11 protein-coding genes are annotated in these 16,940 nt (G+C 64.1%); 9 read left to right on the forward strand and 2 right to left on the reverse strand.

Features of this window, described 5'->3' with window-relative positions; genetic code table 11:
• Positions 1-253: 253 nt before the first annotated feature.
• Positions 254-928, forward strand: coding sequence for a FadR/GntR family transcriptional regulator (locus K7G81_RS07545; RefSeq protein WP_369412055.1), 675 nt, complete (start codon positions 254-256; stop codon positions 926-928).
• A gap of 16 nt (positions 929-944) precedes the next feature.
• Here the strand turns inward: K7G81_RS07545 and K7G81_RS07550 are convergent, their stop codons facing one another.
• Together K7G81_RS07550 and K7G81_RS07555 are read right to left on the reverse strand one after the other, a co-directional pair.
• A complete protein-coding gene (locus K7G81_RS07550; RefSeq protein ID WP_223030183.1) occupies positions 945-2,747 on the reverse strand; it encodes an IlvD/Edd family dehydratase in 1,803 nt (600 codons plus the stop codon).
• A gap of 17 nt (positions 2,748-2,764) precedes the next feature.
• Positions 2,765-3,904: an aldose epimerase family protein gene (locus K7G81_RS07555; protein WP_255586849.1), complete on the reverse strand. Its 1,140-nt coding sequence runs from the start codon at positions 3,902-3,904 to the stop codon at positions 2,765-2,767.
• Between the two features lie 131 nt (positions 3,905-4,035).
• Between K7G81_RS07555 and K7G81_RS07560 the strand changes: the two genes are divergently transcribed.
• The 8 genes from K7G81_RS07560 to K7G81_RS07595 all read left to right on the forward strand — a co-directional run bounded on the left by K7G81_RS07560 (position 4,036) and on the right by K7G81_RS07595 (position 16,931).
• On the forward strand, positions 4,036-5,367 hold the full coding sequence (locus K7G81_RS07560; RefSeq protein WP_223030185.1) for a sugar MFS transporter: 1,332 nt from the start codon (positions 4,036-4,038) through the stop codon (positions 5,365-5,367).
• A gap of 190 nt (positions 5,368-5,557) precedes the next feature.
• Positions 5,558-7,093, forward strand: a complete 1,536-nt coding sequence (locus K7G81_RS07565) for an aldehyde dehydrogenase (NADP(+)) (protein ID WP_223030186.1) — start codon at positions 5,558-5,560, stop codon at positions 7,091-7,093.
• A gap of 193 nt (positions 7,094-7,286) precedes the next feature.
• Positions 7,287-8,279 carry an AraD1 family protein gene (gene araD1, locus K7G81_RS07570; RefSeq protein WP_223030187.1) on the forward strand — a complete coding sequence of 331 codons (993 nt, stop codon included), beginning with the start codon at positions 7,287-7,289 and terminating at the stop codon, positions 8,277-8,279.
• Positions 8,280-8,406: 127 nt separating this feature from the next.
• Positions 8,407-9,984 (forward strand): DUF5597 domain-containing protein, encoded by a 1,578-nt coding sequence (locus K7G81_RS07575; RefSeq protein ID WP_223030188.1) that lies wholly within the window; start codon positions 8,407-8,409, stop codon positions 9,982-9,984.
• Entirely contained in the window at positions 9,981-11,327 is a 1,347-nt protein-coding gene (locus K7G81_RS07580; protein WP_369412056.1) for a glycoside hydrolase family 27 protein, read from the forward strand. Before K7G81_RS07575 ends, K7G81_RS07580 begins: the two co-directional genes overlap by 4 nt.
• Complete coding sequence (locus tag K7G81_RS07585) at positions 11,324-12,832, forward strand: glycoside hydrolase (protein ID WP_369412057.1); 1,509 nt, start codon at positions 11,324-11,326, stop codon at positions 12,830-12,832. Before K7G81_RS07580 ends, K7G81_RS07585 begins: the two co-directional genes overlap by 4 nt.
• The gene (locus tag K7G81_RS07590; RefSeq protein WP_255586775.1) at positions 12,814-13,848 is read left to right on the forward strand and encodes a glycoside hydrolase family 43 protein; all 1,035 of its coding nucleotides are present in this window, start codon (positions 12,814-12,816) and stop codon (positions 13,846-13,848) included. Before K7G81_RS07585 ends, K7G81_RS07590 begins: the two co-directional genes overlap by 19 nt.
• Before the next feature lie 251 nt (positions 13,849-14,099).
• The gene (locus tag K7G81_RS07595; RefSeq protein ID WP_223030189.1) at positions 14,100-16,931 is read left to right on the forward strand and encodes a beta-galactosidase; all 2,832 of its coding nucleotides are present in this window, start codon (positions 14,100-14,102) and stop codon (positions 16,929-16,931) included.
• Positions 16,932-16,940: the final 9 nt, after the last annotated feature.

A 16,940-nucleotide genomic window follows, 5' to 3' on the forward strand; every position in this document is an offset into this window, starting at 1 on the left:
GACTAATCGGCGCCAGGCGCGACCATTACCCCCTGGCACGACCATCGAATGCCGGACCACCCTATAGCGCCATCTCTTGTCTGACAATAGAAAGCGGATGCTCGAGTTGCTGCCATACGGGCTAGCAGGACGGCGCAACTTGCCGTATTCACGGCCATCGCGACGGTTCCGATAGGATGACATCGCTGAAACGGCTGAGGCAGGCCCCGAGGAGAGGCGATTGGCAAACGGTAGACGGCACGAACCCTCTCATGTGAAAGTTTCCAAGGATCTCGGCATAGCCATCGTCACTGGCCGGCATCCGCCGGGAACCGTGCTGCTCGGCGAGGTGGAATATGCCGAACGATTGGGCGTTTCGCGCAGCGTCGTTCGGGAAGCGTTGCGCATGCTGACGGCGAAAGGGTTGCTGGAAAGCCGCCCCAAGGCAGGCACCCGGGTTCGCGACCGCAGCGATTGGAACTTGCTCGATCCGCAATTGCTCGGCTGGATGTTCGAAGGCGCTCCCCCGCTCGAATTCGTCAGAAACCTGTTCCAGTTACGGATGATAATCGAGCCCGCCGCCGCGGAGCTTGCTGCCGCTGGGCGCAGTTCGCGCCAACTGGCGCAGCTGGGTCATGCGCTGGAACAAATGGACGCCCACGGCCTGACCACAGAGACCGGCCAGGCCGCCGATCAGCGCTTCCACACAATCATCCTGGAAGCCTCAGGAAACGAACTTCTCGTCAGCCTTTCGAGCACGATTTCGGCGGCGGTTCGTTGGACCACATTCTTCAAATACCGCACCAGCCGCCATCCCCATAATCCAATCGAGGATCATCGGATATTGTTCGAAGCGATCGCGAAATCGGATCCCAAACTCGCGCGCCAGGCGACCGAAAAACTGATCGAACAAGCGCTGATCGACACCGAGGCTGCTCTCGACGCTTGAAACGTCCGAAACGAATTCAATGGCTATCGCGCGGCACGCCTTCTGTCTGCGCAATCCGCTGATACTTCTCCGCGCCCTCGAGAATAGCGCCGCTATCCAACTGCCCCACGATCGCGCGCTGGATTTCCTGCCATGGGGTTTGCGAAGCGGGATAAGGATAGCCGCCGGCAGCCAATAGCCGTTGGCGACGCGCCGCGAGTGTCGCATCGTCGATAAGCACGTCGACCCTACCCTTGCCCAAATCGATGCGCACCCGGTCGCCGGTCTCCAGCAGCGCGAGGCCACCATTTGCCGCGGCTTCTGGGCTGGCATTGAGGATCGAGGGGCTGCCGCTGGTGCCCGATTGCCGGCCGTCGCCGATGCATGGAAGATTGCCCACGCCTTCGGTGATTAGATAAGCAGGCGCGCGCATGTTCACGACCTCGGCCGATCCCGGGTAACCGATCGGGCCGGCACCGCGCATGAACAACAGCGTATTGCTCGTAATCCCCAGCGCCGGGTCGTCGATCCGGGCATGATAGTCTTCGGGGCCATCGAACACGACTGCGGGCCCTTCGAAGGCTTCGGGATCATCGGGATTCGACAGATAACGCTGGCGAAACGCGTCCGAGATCACGCTCGTCTTCATGATTGCCGCGTCGAACAAATTGCCCTTGAGCACGATGAACCCGGCATTCTCGACCAGCGGCCGCTCGAACGGGCGGATGACATTCTCATCGGCGATAAAGGCGTCGCGGCAATTCTCTCCGATGGTTCGGCCATTTACCGTCATCGCCGCCTCGTCGATCAGCCCGTGATCCATGAGTTGACGAACCACCGCGGGAACGCCCCCGGCGCGATAATAGTCTTCGCCGAGATACTCGCCGGCCGGCTGCAGGTTGACGAGAAGCGGGATGTCGTGCCCCTGCTCCTCCCAATCCTCGAGCGGCAGGTCGACGCCGATGTGGCGCGCGATCGCCGCAATGTGGATCGGCGCGTTGGTCGAGCCGCCGATCGCCGTGTTCACCCGGATCGCATTATGGAATGCCTGCCTGGTAAGGATGTCCGAGGGCTTCAGATCCTCGCGAACCATGTCCACGATGCGCTTGCCGGTGTGGTAAGAGACTTCCTGGCGGTCGCGATATGGCGCCGGGATCGCCGCCGATCCGGGCAACGACATGCCCAGCGCCTCGGTGAGGCTGTTCATCGTCGTCGCCGTGCCCATCGTGTTGCAATAGCCGGTCGACGGCGCCGACGACGCGACCAGCCTGATGAATTCCTCGTCATCGATCGTGCCGGCGGCCAGCAATTCACGCGCCTTCCAGACGATCGTGCCCGATCCGGTGCGTTCGCCCTTGAACCAGCCGTTGAGCATGGGGCCTACGGAAAGCGCGATCGCGGGAATGTTGACGGTCGCCGCGGCCATCAGGCAGGCGGGCGTGGTCTTGTCGCAGCCGATCGTCAGCACGACGCCGTCGAGCGGATAGCCGTAGAGGATCTCGACGAGACTCAGATACGATAGATTGCGATCAAGCCCCGCCGTCGGCCGCTTGCCGGTTTCCTGTATCGGATGAGTAGGGAATTCGATCGCGACGCCGCCCGCCTCACGAATCCCCTCGCGCACGCGCTCCGCCAGCACCAGATGGTGGCGGTTGCAGGGCGACAGATCGGAGCCGGTCTGGGCGATGCCGATGATCGGCTTTCCCGAACGCAATTCCTCGAGGCTCAAGCCGAAGTTGAGGTAGCGCTCGAGATAAAGCGCCGTCATGTCGACGTTATCCAGATTATCAAACCACGCCCGGCTTCGAAGTCTGCGTGATACGTCAACGATGTCATTCATTCCAAAAAAACTCCAGATCAACGCGTTGTCGAAACGCGGAAGATCATGCGGTGATGATAGGGCTTGCCCGGTACCAGCTCGGCCGATCCGAACGCGGGATGATTGGGCGTGTCGGGGAATCGTTGCGGCTCGAGTGCGATGCCGTCGCCCATCCGGTACACATGACCGGCCTTCCCGACATAGGTGCCGTCCAGGAAGTTGCCCGTATATACTTGCACGCCGGGTTCGGTCGAAAGCACCTCGAGGACACGCCCGGACTGCGGATCCTCCAGCTTGGCCGCCAGCTTCGGCTGCGCTGTCAGACCGGCGTCGAGCACGAAATTGTGGTCGTATCCGCGGCCGTAGACGATCTGCTGATCCTTGCCGTCGCGGATTCCGTCGCCGATGACTCGTCCCTTGGTGAAATCGAACACGGTCCCGGCCACCGGCCGCATTTCCCCGGTGGGGATGAGCTTGGCGTTGACCGGCGTGAAGCGCGAGGCAGGGACCGTCAGCCGCTCGCCCAGAACGCCGCGTTCCGCGCCTTCGCCGGCGAGGTTCACGATCGCATGATTGGTCATGTTGATGATGGTGGGGGCGTCGGTGGTCGCGTCGTAGTCGATGACCAGATTGCCGGCGTCATCGAGTGAATAGGTCGCGGTCGCATGCACCGTGCCCGGATATCCCTGATCGCCGGCGGGACTGGTGATCTCCAGCTTCACGCTGGCAACCTTGCCTTGCGTCACCGACACGATGCGCCATGGCAAGCGGTCCCACCCCATCGATCCGCCGTGAAGCGAATTCACGCCATTGTCGTTGAGCGGCAATTGGTATGATTTGCCGTCGAGCTCGAAATGGCCGCCGGCGATGCGGTTCGCGTAGCGGCCGATCGTGGCGCCCCAGTAATTGGGCCTGGCGACATACTCTTCGAGCGTGTCGTATCCCAATTCGATGTCGGCAATCTTACCGTTCCGATCCGGCACCTTGAACGATTGCAGAGTCGCCCCGAACGAAATGATCGTCGCGCTTACCCCATTCGCGCCCGTGAGGGTGACGGCATCGATTCGAGTACCGTCCGCGAGTTTGCCGAAGGGGGCACGCTCGGCAGTCGCAGCCTGTGCAGCGCCGACGATGCCACCGACTGCAGCTACAAACAGCCCGGCTCCGATCACGAGCATCTTCATTCGAACCTCTCCCGCCGTGAAACGCGCCCTTTTACGCGTTGACCATATCGCGGCTTGCATATAGTCGGACATATCGAACCGACGCAAGGCTTCACCGGCGAAGCGACGGCACAATGGAGAGTGATATGCCTGGATCAGCCGGATCACCGATCAAAGCGCCCTCGGGCCGCGCCGCAACCGCGACTTACGTTCCGGCGCTCGTGCTGCTCGCGAGCCTGTTCTTCATGTGGGGCTTCATCACGGTCATCAACAACACACTGTTGCCGCACCTGAAAAGCGTGTTCGACCTCAATTACACGCAGACGACGTTAATCGAATCGGTCTGGTTCATCGCCTATTTCTTCGCGTCGATCCCGTCGGCGAAGCTCATCGAGCGGATCGGCTATCAGAAATCGCTCGTCGTCGGGCTGCTCATCATGGCTGCCGGCGCTTTGGGCATGGTGCTCGCCGCAAGCATTCCGTCATACGGCGTCACACTTGTCATGCTGTTCATCATCGCCAGCGGAATCACGCTGCTGCAGGTCGCGGCCAATCCCTATGTCGCGGTGATCGGTCCAGCCGAAACCGCGTCGTCCCGACTGAATCTCGTTCAGGCTCTAAATTCGGCAGGCACCATGCTGGCGCCCCTTTTCGGCGCTTATCTGATCCTCGGCAGATCAAAGAGCGGAACGGCAACGGCAGGCACGGTGCTCACGCCGGCCGACCGCCTCGCCGATGCGCATTCGGTGATCCTGCCCTATGTCCTGGTCGCGGTCGTGCTCGTCGTCCTGGCGATCGTCATCGCCCGCTTCCCGCTTCCCGCGATGGGCTCGGCGACGAGCCGCGTCGCCAAGGAAGAGCGCAAGCGGCATTCGCTCTGGAAGCACCGCAACCTGGTGTTCGGCGTTCCCGCGATCTTCATCTACCTGATCGCCGAGATCGGCGTCGCCAACCTGTTCGTCAATTTCGTGAGCCAGCCGCAGATCGCCAACCTGACGCACGAGGAAGCAGGGCGGTATCTCACCTTCCTGTGGGGCGGGATGATGGTCGGCCGTTTCCTCGGATCGGCGATCATGCAGCGGATTCCCGCCGAGACGGTTCTGGCAGGATTTTCGATCGGCGCTTTTGCCGTAATGATCGTCACGGTGTTCGCGACCGGCCCGATCGCGATGTGGTCGCTCATTCTGGTCGGCTTCTTCCACTCGATCATGTTTCCGACGATCTTCACGCTCGGCATCCGCGGCCTCGGTCCGCTCACCGAGGAAGGCTCCGGGCTGCTTATCATGGCGATCGCCGGTGGTGCACTGGTCGTGGTCCAGGGCTGGCTGGCCGACACTTATGGCTTGCAGATGTCGTTCCTGCTGACAGCCGCGTGCGAACTGTACACGCTCTTTTACGCGCTGTGGGGGGCGAAAGTCACCGATCCGCTCAAAATGCCGGCATCCGACACACCTGCGGTCGCGGGACTACCGAAATAGCAGCGACGCGGGGCAATCGCCTGGGAACAATCGGTCGGTTCGTCCGGCGCGACCGGCGCTCCTGTCTCGCCCCGTCGCAACGGGGGCGTCGGTACGGCTGGTCTTCCCCGTTATTACCGGCGACGAGGTTGTCGCTCATGCCGGCGATAACTATACGGGCATAACTCAGACAGATCGAACGGAGAAAGTGATGGCATATTCAAGCCAGCAGGAGACATTCCACGGGATCGACGCTCATACGGGCGAACGCCTCGAGCCCGGCTTTTCCGCCAGCACGATTGATGACGTTGCCGCCGTCTGCAACGCCGCGGCAGCGGCCTTCGATGCCTATCGTTCGACAGATGCCGAGGCGCGTGCGTCGTTTCTCGACGCGATCGGCGAAGAGATCATGGCGCTTGGCGACGCGCTGATCGAGCGCGCCAGCCGCGAAAGCGGGCTGCCGGTCGCACGCCTGACCGGGGAACGCGGGCGTACCGTCAACCAGTTGAAGCTGTTCGCGCAAACCGTTCGCGACGGCGCCTGGCTGGGGATTCGGATCGATCCGGCGCTGCCCGATCGCCAGCCCTTGCCGCGCCCCGATCTGCGCATGCGCAAGGTGGCGCTCGGCCCGGTCGCGGTGTTCGGCGCCTCCAATTTCCCCCTCGCCTTCTCGACCGCAGGCGGTGATACGGCAGCGGCGCTCGCCGCGGGTTGTCCGGTGGTGGTCAAGGGCCACCCGGCGCATCCGGGAACCGACATGATGGTGGCCGATGCTATTGCCAAGGCCGCGCAGCGGACGGGCATGCCAGACGGGGTATTCGGGCACCTTCGGGGTCCCGGCAACGAGATCGGCGCCGCCTTGGTCAGCGATCCCCGGATCGCGGCGGTGGGCTTTACAGGATCCCGTGCGGGCGGTCTGGCCCTTGTCCAGCTCGCCAATGCCCGTGACGTGCCGATCCCGGTGTTCGCGGAAATGTCGAGCGTCAATCCGGTGGTGCTGATGCCGGCCGCCCTCGCCCGGCGCGGCGCGGCGCTGGGTGAGGCCTTCGTCGGATCGCTGACGATGGGCGCTGGCCAGTTCTGCACCAATCCTGGCCTGGTTCTGGCGATCGAAGGGCCGGGGCTGGATTCCTTCGCCGCCGCCGCCGCCGAAAAGCTTCGCCAGCATGCGCCGCAACCAATGCTCACCTCGGGCATTCGCAAGGCCTTCGCGGCTGGGACCGCGTCGCTCGCCGCCAACGCGTCGGTGACTGAGCTTGCCGCGGGTCTCGAAGGCGATGGCGTGGCACGGGAAATGGCGCGGCTGTTTTCGACTAGCGGCGCCGAGTTCCTGGCGGATCAGGCGCTTGCAGCGGAAGTTTTCGGGGCGTCTTCACTGATCGTCCGTTGCAAGGACGCGCAAGAGCTGGCCACGATCCTCGAATCGCTCGAAGGCCAGCTGACCGCGACGCTGCATCTCGATGACGCCGATAGCGATGCGGCAAAGCCACTCGTCCCGATCCTCGAGCGCAAGGCGGGCCGGATTCTCGCCAACGGCTGGCCGACCGGCGTCGAGGTCGCGCACGCGATGGTTCACGGCGGCCCCTTCCCCGCAACGTCGGACGGCCGATCGACCTCGGTCGGCACGCTCGCGATCGAGCGGTTTCTGCGGCCGGTTTGCTATCAGGATCTGCCCGAGGCGTTGCTGCCGCCGATGCTGCGGAACGGCGCCCCCGAACCACGGCTGGTCGACGGCAAACCTGCTTGACACCGCCGCCCTCCCAGTTAAGTCGGACAAATAAGTTGCGACAAATGCGGGAGAGGATGCTTGCCGGTGCCGGCCGAACATATCGCGATAGAAGCGGCCGCCTCTATCTGCCTCCAGTACGGTGCGGCGGGGCCGCCGGCCGCACGTGGCTCTCCCTGCCGTATCGGTGTCAGCCGTTTGAGGAGATCGAACCATGTATAGCCGGCTCATTCAGCACCGCGCGGACGATGGCAGGCGCCGCGTCATTCTCGCCGAGGGCGACGAGGCATTCTTCCTGGACGGCGTTTCGACGACGCTCGATCTTGCCAGGGCCGCGCTTGCCGAGGGGGTGACGCTCACCGCCGCTGCGCGCGCGCGACGCTCGTCCGAACCGGCGAACCTGGCCGCGGCACTCGATGCCGGGCGATTGCTGCCCGCGATCGACCATCCCGACAGCGCCAGGATAATGCTCGCGGGCACCGGTCTTACGCATCTCGGCTCGGCGGAAGGCCGTGACGCCATGCACAAGGCCGCGGCCGAGGCCGCACATCAGACCGATTCGATGCGCATGTTTCTCGAAGGCGTCGAAGGCGGCAAGCCGGCCCCAGGGCAAACCGGCCAACAGCCCGAATGGTTCTACAAGGGCGATGGTCAAGCGCTGGTTGGCCCCGAAGCGCCGCTCACCTCGCCATTCTTCGCTGGCGATGGCGGCGAGGAGCCCGAGCTCGCCGGGATTTATCTGATCGACGATGACGGGGCGCCATGGCGCCTCGGCGTGGCACTCGCCAACGAGTTCAGCGATCACGTCACTGAGCGTCACAACTATCTGTGGCTCGCCCATTCGAAACTCCGCCAGGCGGCGCTGGGCGCGGAGCTTCTCCTCGGTTCGCCCCCCACGGACATCCGAGGCACCAGTCGCATCCGCCGCGACGGCGCGGTGCTCTGGGAAAAGCCGTTTCTGACCGGCGAGGACAATATGTCGCACACGCTGGCCAATCTGGAAGCGCACCATTTCAAATATCCCGGTTTCCGCCGCCCGGGCGATGTGCACGTTCATTTCTTCGGCACAGCGACGCTATCCTGCGCGGACCAGATCGAGACCCAGGTGGGCGATCAGTTCGAAATCGAAGCCGCCCCGTTCGCCCTCCCCCTTCGCAACCCGCTGGCCGAAGCTGCCCCCGAAAGCATCGCGGTTCGATCGTTATGACCTCGCCAAAGCATAGGCGAGGTCACCCGCAACCAACTTCCCCCCATCATCGCTGCCTCTTTCATAGTCACCACCAGAGGCTCTGGTCGAGCAGTGGCCGGCACGACAGCATCGAGGAAATCAACGGATGAAGCATGCCTTGATCGCAGCTGCGATGCTGGCCGCCTGTAGCGCACCGACATTCGCGCAACAGAGCCGGTTCGTCACCGAGCCTGGCACCGGGAAGCCTGCACTGACGGTCGATGGCCACCGCTACCTGATTCTCGGCATCCAGCTCAACAATTCGAGCGGCTTCGCCCCGGTCTTCCACGACCTCAAATCCGCCATCCAGCGCAGCCATGCGAACACCGTCATGGTGCCGGTCGGCTGGGAGTCGGTCGAGCCCGAGGAAGGCCGGTTCGACTGGTCGGTGGTGGACGGCATTATCGACGAGGCGCGCGCGCAGGATGTTCGCGTCGCTCTCTTGTGGTTCGGCACGTGGAAAAACGCCAAGATGAGCTACACCCCGGCTTGGGTGAAGCGCGACACGAAACGATTTCCGCGCGTGATTGATCGGAACGGCGATCCCATCGATGTGCTATCGCCGATTTCCGCCAATGCGATGCAGGCCGACGCGCGCGCTTTCGGCGCGCTTATGGCGCATCTCAAGGCCAAGGACGGCAGGCAAGGCACCGTCATCATGGCGCAGGTCGAGAACGAGGCGGGTACGCTCGGTTCCGATCGCGATTATTCACCTGCGGCCGACGCGCTTTTCGATGGCGACGTGCCCGCCGATATGCCTCACGCGAAGCCCGGCACTTGGACTGCGACCTACGGCGATCGCGCGCCCGAAGCCTTCATGGCCTATTACACCGCGAAATATATCGGCGCCGTCGCTGCCGCCGGAAAGCAGGCTTATGACCTGCCGCTCTACGCCAATGTCTGGCCGCGTCAGCAACCCGGTCTGCTGCGCCCCGGCGATAGCTCGCCTTCGGGGGGCGCCGCTTCGTGGCTGTTGCCCGAATGGCGTGCGCTGGCGCCTGCCATCGACGTCGTCGGCGTCGACAATTACGACACCAATGTCGCGCCCTATACCGAGATCGCCAAGGCGTACGACATCTCCGGCAATCCGCTGTTCGTGCCCGAAACCGGCGGCAGCGTCGCGCATGCGCGCCATGCCTTCTGGACGATCGCGCAGCCACACAGCCTCGGCATTTCCAAATTCGGCATCGATACCGATTTCGGCATGCACGACGGCAAGGATCAGGATGAGCCGATCGCGGTGGATTACCGGTTGCTCCGCGGTTCGGCACCATTCCTGCTTCCCTTGCGCGACGCCGGCGAAATGCGCGTCGCGGTGGAGGAGGACGGGCTGGCCAATGTGCCGATGGCGTTCCCGAACGTTGATCTCGTCGCGCGCTTCGGCGAGGTCAAGGACGGCTATGGCGGGCCGCGTGGACAAGGCAATGGCGATCTCGCCGGCCGCGTGATCGCCACTCGCGTAGCGCCCGACCGTTTCATCCTGACCGGCGCCTCGGCGAACCTCAAGTTCGCGCCCAAGCTCGGCGATCACGGATCGATCGAACTTGTGAGCGTAGAGCAAGGGCATTTCGAAGACGGTCGCTGGGTTGGCGAACATCTGCTCAACGGCGACGAGACCGCGTTCGGCTTGTGGCTGCCTCCCGAAGGCCGATCGCTGATGGTGACGATTCAGGAGGTCAAGTGACCGGCCCGTCGCGACGCGGGGTGCTCGGCGGTGGCGCGATCGCGCTCTCGCTCGCCGCTGCGCCGCGGGTCGTCGCGCGACCGCATGCGGGGCCTGCGTTGGCGCATACGCCGCCGATGGGCTGGAACAGCTGGAACAGCTTCGCCACCACCATCACCGAGGCGCAGACGCTCGAACAGGCCTCGATCATGGCGCGTGTGCTGAAGCCCGCCGGTTACGATATCCTGACCGTCGACATCCAATGGTACGAGCCGGACGCGAACAGCTATACCTACAGCGCGCAGCCGGTGCCGACGATGGATGGCCATGGCCGCTTGCTGCCGGCGCCCAATCGCTTCCCGTCGAGCGCGAACGGCAACGGATTCGCGCCACTCGCAAACAAGGTTCACGCCCTCGGCCTGCGTTTCGGCGTCCATCTCATGCGGGGCATTCCGCGCCTCGCGGTCGAGCGCAATCTGCCGGTATTGGGCACCGACGTGCGTGCGCGAGACATCGCCGACACGAGCAGCACCTGCTCGTGGAACCCCGACATGTACGGCGTCGACATGACGAAGCCGGGCGCGCAGGCTTATTATGATTCGGTCTTCGCGCTGCTGGCGTCCTGGGGAGTCGATTTCGTCAAGGTCGACGATCTGAGCCGCCCCTATGACGCGCACGCCGCCGAGATCGAGGGCATTCATCGCGCGATAGGTGCGAGCGGCCGCCGCATGATCCTGTCGATGTCCCCCGGCGAAACGCCGGTAGCGCGCGGTGACCATGCGAAGCGGTACGCACAAATGACGCGCATATCCGATGATTTCTGGGATGAGTGGGCTCTACTCAAGGCACAATTCACGCGGCTCGAAAACTGGAATGCCTATATGGGCGACGGCTTCTGGCCCGATGCCGATATGCTGCCCCTTGGCCGGATCGCACTCGGCAAGCGCGACAGCAAATTCACACCCGACGAACAGCGCACGCTGATGACCTTGTGGTCGATCGCGCGGTCGCCGCTGATCATGGGCGGGGATTTACGTCATCTCGACGCCGCGACGACCGCGTTGCTGACCAACCCGGAAGTCATCGCCATCAACCAGGCGGCGCGGGACAATCGCCCGCATTTCCTTGAAGACGACGCGCGGATTTGGACGGCGGTTGCGCCCAACGACGACATCTATCTCGCGCTGTTCAATACAAGCGACGACCCCCACGACATCGGGGTCGATCTCGATGCGATCGGCATCCGCGGCGAGGTTGCCGTTCGCAATCTCTGGGCACGCGACGCGGATGGTGTCGCCGCAAAGCGGATCGCCCGCCGGATCCCGCCGCACGGCGCGTCGCTGCTACGCTTGGCGCCGGCGTGAGGCGCGCCGGGGTCCGCCTGGTGCTCGCCGCATTGGCCTCCGGCGCAACGATCACCAGTGCGGCTGCGCAGGCCCGGCGTGACGGCCCCGCCGCGACGGTTCGCATCGCGCTCCACCCCGAGATCGATCGACCGACGACGCGCTTCGAGGGCTGGGGCACCGCTCTCGCGTGGTTCGCCAACGTCACTGGCGGATGGCCGGATGCCGACCGCCAGCATCTCGCCGATCTGCTTTACGGCCCCAAGGGGCTCGGCTGGACCATTGCGCGCTACAATATCGGCGGCGGCGCCGCCCCCGACGCCAAGGCGCTATCGCAACCGGGCGCCAATGTCGCGGGCTTCTGGCACGAACCCGACGCATCGACCGGACGCGATTGGTGGCGGCCCGATGATCCCGCGATGTGGGACTGGTCGCAGGACGCGAACCAGCGCTGGTGGCTCGATGCGGTGAAGCAGCGCGTCGCGAAACCGATCTTCGAAGCCTTCTCCAACTCGCCGCCATGGTTCATGACCGTTTCGGGCGAGGTTTCCGGGGCCAGGAAGGCGACAGACGACAATCTCCGCCCCGGTTTCGAACGCCGCTTCGCCGACTATCTGACCCGCGTCGTCGCCGAGTTGGAACGGCGCCAGCACATCCATTTCCGCACGCTTTCGCCGGTCAACGAGCCCGACACTGATTATTGGTATGCCGGCAATCGCCAGGAGGGCGCGCATTGGAGTCCCGCCCGCCAGGCGATGATGATCGAAGCGACCGCTGCCTCGATCGAGGCGCGCGGCCTCGACACGGCGGTCGCTGCCCCCGATGAAACCAGCTCGCAATTGTTCGTCACGGACTGGGCCGGTTTTCCGCCGGCGGCGCGCGCGAAGATCGGTCAGCTCAACGTCCACAGCTACGGCACCGTCCACCAGAGCGCGGTGCGCGATATCGCCCGCGCCGCCGACATCCGTTTGTGGATGAGCGAAAACGACCATCCGATGCCGGACGATCCCGAAAACTTTGAGGGCATGACCTCGCCGCTCGCCTTCGCCGAGCACGTCGTTCTCGATCTCAAGCGGCTCCGGCCCTCTGCCTGGGTGTTCTGGCAAGCGGTCGAGAATGTCAGCGCCGTGGATGGCGCGGGCGGTTCCAACTGGGGCTTGATCAAGACCGACTTGCGCGCGTCCGCCGATGTGCCTCATCCCATTCATGTCACCCGAAAATATTGGGCGATGGCGCAGTTCAGCCGCTATATACGGCCGGGATTCCGGCTGGTCGCGGTAGACGACGTGGATACTGCCGGCGCGCTGTCGCCGGACGGCAACGAACTCGTGCTGGTGCACGTCAACGGCGGCCTCGTGGCGCGCGCGCTAGCGCTGCCCAAGGGGTGGACCGCACGCATGGTGCTGACCGATGCAACCCATGATGCCGCCTGCGTCGACGGCACCACGGTTCCGCCGCGTGCGATTGCGACGCTCATCTTGCGCCGGGGCGATGCAGGAGGAGAGCCATGCGCCTCCTATCGTTGATGAGCGGTGCCCTGCTGCTGTGCGCTCCCGCCCTCGCCGCACCGAACGTGCCGCCGGCCATCGCCTCGGCATCTGCGCCGCTGACGCTTCCCGACATGCCGCTCCACGACCCGTGGATCATCGCGGACAGGGCAACGCGGACCTATTGGCTGTTCACCACCAACCAGCCGCGCATGACGGGCGATCCCCGGCTCGGCATCATGGCCTATTCGAGCCACGACCTTAAACACTGGACGCGCCCTGCAGTCGTCTTCGCGCTGCCGAAGAACAGCTGGGCGAACGCCGGCGCCTGGGCACCCGAAGTCCATCGCTGGCGCGGCCGCTGGTATCTGTTTTCCACCTTTCACAATCAAGACGCGCCGATTCCGGCTGTTGGCAATCGCGAGGGCATTCGACGCAGCACGATCCTCGCGGTGTCGGATCGACTGAACGGCCCCTATCGGCTGGTCCGCAACGGCGCGCCGATCGCCGACAAGAGTCGCATGACGCTCGACGGCACGCTCTATGTCGATCCGCACGACAAGCCGTGGCTCGTCTACGCGCATGAATGGGTACAGATCGGCGACGGCGCGATGGAGGCGATGCCGCTCGACGACCGTCTCGGCGAGGCTGGGCCGCCGCGCCTGTTGTTCAACGCCTCCGCGGCGCCGTGGCTGACCCCGGCTGACAAGGCCAAGGGCAATCTCGTCACCGACGGGCCTGAACTTTTCCGCACGCATACCGGCACGCTTCTGATGCTCTGGTCGAGCTATCAGAAGGGCAGCTATGTTGAGACCCTGGCGCGCTCCACAAGCGGCAGGATCACTGGGCCGTGGGAACAGCTGGCGCCACTGGTCAAGCATGATAGTGGCCACGGCATGCTGTTCCGCCGTTTCGATGGCCAATTGATGATGGTGCTGCACCGCCCCTTCCATCATGCGCGCGGCAAGCTCTACGTCATGCGTGACGACGGCGATCGGATTGCCGTGGTGCGCGAAGCGATCGATCTCGATGGCGAAACGCATCCCACCGATTGATCTCGCCCAGTGTCATACCGGCAAGAATCCGAAAACTGGCGCCCAACCAGCTTGTCTGATAAATCCAAAGGGCTCGATTTCAGCGATCCTGACCAAGAATCGGCACGAGACCGTCACGCAGATCGTCATATATAACAGATATATTGTTTTTCGAGGACAGATTGCTACGGTGCGGGCGATGTTGGCGGCGCGCGCCACCCGGTCAATCACCGCGTCGTCGCCGATCGAAGACAAAAATCGAGGGGATTATCATGAAACGCCGCGCGCTTGCCTCGCTGATTGCCGTCTCGTTGCTTCCGGCATCGGGCGCGGGGCACGCCGCGCCGGCCGCGGTCTCCGCCCGGCCCCACCGCGTCACGTTTGATGATTACAGCTTCATGATCGACGGCAAGCGAGTTTATCTCTGGTCGGGCGAAGTTCATCCCTATCGTTTGCCGAGCCCCGAATTGTGGCCCGATATCTTCCAGAAGATGAAGGCGGCCGGCTTCAACACCGCTTCGATCTACTTTTCCTGGGGATATCATTCGCCGCGCGAGGGTGAATATGATTTCACCGGGGTGCGCGATCTCGACAAGCTGCTGGACGACGCGCGAGATGCCGGCATCTACGTGATCGCCCGGCCCGGCCCGTATATCAATGCAGAGGTGGACAGCGGCGGCTTTCCGCTTTGGCTGACTAACAAGCCGGTCAAGAACCGCAGCCCCGATCCTGCTTATCTGAGGCTCGCCGACGAGTGGATGACGCAAATCGATCGCATCCTCGCGCGCCACCAGATCACCGACGGCGGCGGCAGTGTGATCGCCTATCAGATCGAGAACGAATATTATAAAGGCACCGACGACGGCCGTGCCTATATGCAGCATCTGGAGGACAAGGCGCGGGCCGACGGCATCACCGTGCCGCTGGTCGGCAACCACGACGCCACCTTTGTCAGCGGCACCGGCGCGGTCCAGGTCAGCGGCTGGGATTATTACCCGCAGGGCTTCGATTGCTCGCATCCCGAAAAGTGGAAGCCCGCGCCGAACATGGCATCCCACAAGTTCGCCGGCGAACCGCTGTTCACCGCCGAATTCCAGGGCGGCGCCTTCGATCCCTGGGGCGGCCCCGGTTATGACAAATGCGCCGATCTGATCAACGATCGCTTCGCCAACGTCTTCTACAAAGAGAATATTGCGCGCGGCGCCACTGCGCAGAATTTCTACATGCTGTTTGGCGGCACGTCCTGGGGCTGGCAGGCGATCCCGCAGAACTACACCTCCTATGATTACGGCGCGGCGATCACCGAGGCGCGACAGCTCGGCCCTAAATACTATGAGGACAAGCGGATCGGCTATTTCCTGCACAGCACAGCACCGCTCCTCAAGACGAAGGCGAGCGCGGCGGCGCGGCTCGACAATCCCGAACTGGTCGATATCGCGCGCACCAATCCGGATACCGGCACTCAGTTTCACCTGATCCGGCACGGCGACACCACCGCGACCTCGGTCGAACAAACGCATCTCGCGCTCGATACCATGGAGGGTCATTTCGATCGCGTGCCGCAGGCACCGGGCACCGCCATCACCGTCGACGGCCGCGAGAGCAGGATGCTGCTCGCCGATTACGATCTCGGCGGTTCGCGCCTTGTCTATTCGACGTCCGAGCTGATGACCGATGCCGCGATCGGCGGGCGCGAGGTCGCGGTTCTTTATGGCCGGCCCGGGACCGACGGCGAAACCACGCTCACCTTCGCTTCACGCCCCCGCGTCTCCGTCCTGTCAGGCAAGGTCGCGCAGCAATGGAAGAACGGGCAACTCACCCTCGATTACAAGCATGACGGCATCGCGCGCGTGCTGATCGAAGGCGGCGCCAAGCCGCTGCTGCTGCTGCTCGCCGACACGCCCGCCACGCGCCGCATCTGGCGGCAGGACACGCCGCAGGGCCCCGTCCTGATGCTCGGCGGCCATCTGCTGCGGACAGCGCGGTATGACGGCAATACGCTCGCGCTCACCGGCGACAACGCCGATAATCCCGCCGCGGAGATCTTCGCGGCTTCGGGCACGTCCATCACCTGGAACAGCGCGACGCTGCCGACCGTCGCGACGCCATCGCATTCGGTAACGGTCACCTTGCCCATCGCGCGCGCCATCACGCTTCCGGCGCTCGATCATTGGCAGACCCACACCGGCGCGCCCGAGATCGAGCGTGGCTTCGACGACGCCGGCTGGACGATCGCCGACAAAACGACCACCGCGAGCATCACCGAGCCGGGATCGCTGCCGGTATTGTTCGCCGACGATTACGGCTTCCACACCGGCAACACCTGGTATCGCGGCCATTTCACCGCCGACGCGCACCAGGCTGCCCCCACCGGCATCTATCTGAAGGCGCGGAGCGGTGGTCCGGCCGGCGCCTTCTCGGTCTGGCTCAACGGCCATTTCCTCGGCAGCCTTACGGGCAACGAGGAGCGGTCCTTCGGCTTTCCGGCGCAATATCTCGCTGAGGGCGACAATGTCGTCTCCGTGCTCACCGTCGATATGGGCCATGAAGAGGATTACAACTCGACCGGCGAAAACCGCACCGCGCGCGGCCTGATCGAGGCAAAGCCGATCGATGCCCCCGCGAATGCCGTCACCTGGCGTATCCAGGGGGCCACGGCGCCCGATGCCCTGCGCGGGCCGTACAATTTCGGCGGCCTGTATGGCGAGCGCCAGCGCTGGCCGCTCGATCCGGGCAAGGCCGGCGCCTGGCAGCCAGCAACGCTTCCCGCCAGCGATCCAGGCGCCGGCGTTACCTGGTATCGCACCGACGTGACGCTCGATCTGCCTCGCGGGCAAGACACATCTGTGGGGATCGACATCACCGATCCGCCGGGCCGGCATTATCGCGCGACGATCTTCGTCAACGGCTGGCAGATGGGCAATTATATCGCCGGCATGGGTCCGCAGCATCGCTTCCCCATCCCGACCGGCGTGCTCGATCCGAAGGGCCACAACAGCATCGTCGTCGCAGTCTGGAAGCCCGATGCGAGCGCGGGTGGGTTGGGCACGGTGTCGCTGGTCGATTTCGGCAGCGTCACCACGCCGAGCCGGTCCGCGCCATGAGGTTTGGTC

The sequence above is a fragment of the Hephaestia mangrovi genome (assembly GCF_019880555.1).
Classification (GTDB): domain Bacteria; phylum Pseudomonadota; class Alphaproteobacteria; order Sphingomonadales; family Sphingomonadaceae; genus Sphingomonas; species Sphingomonas mangrovi.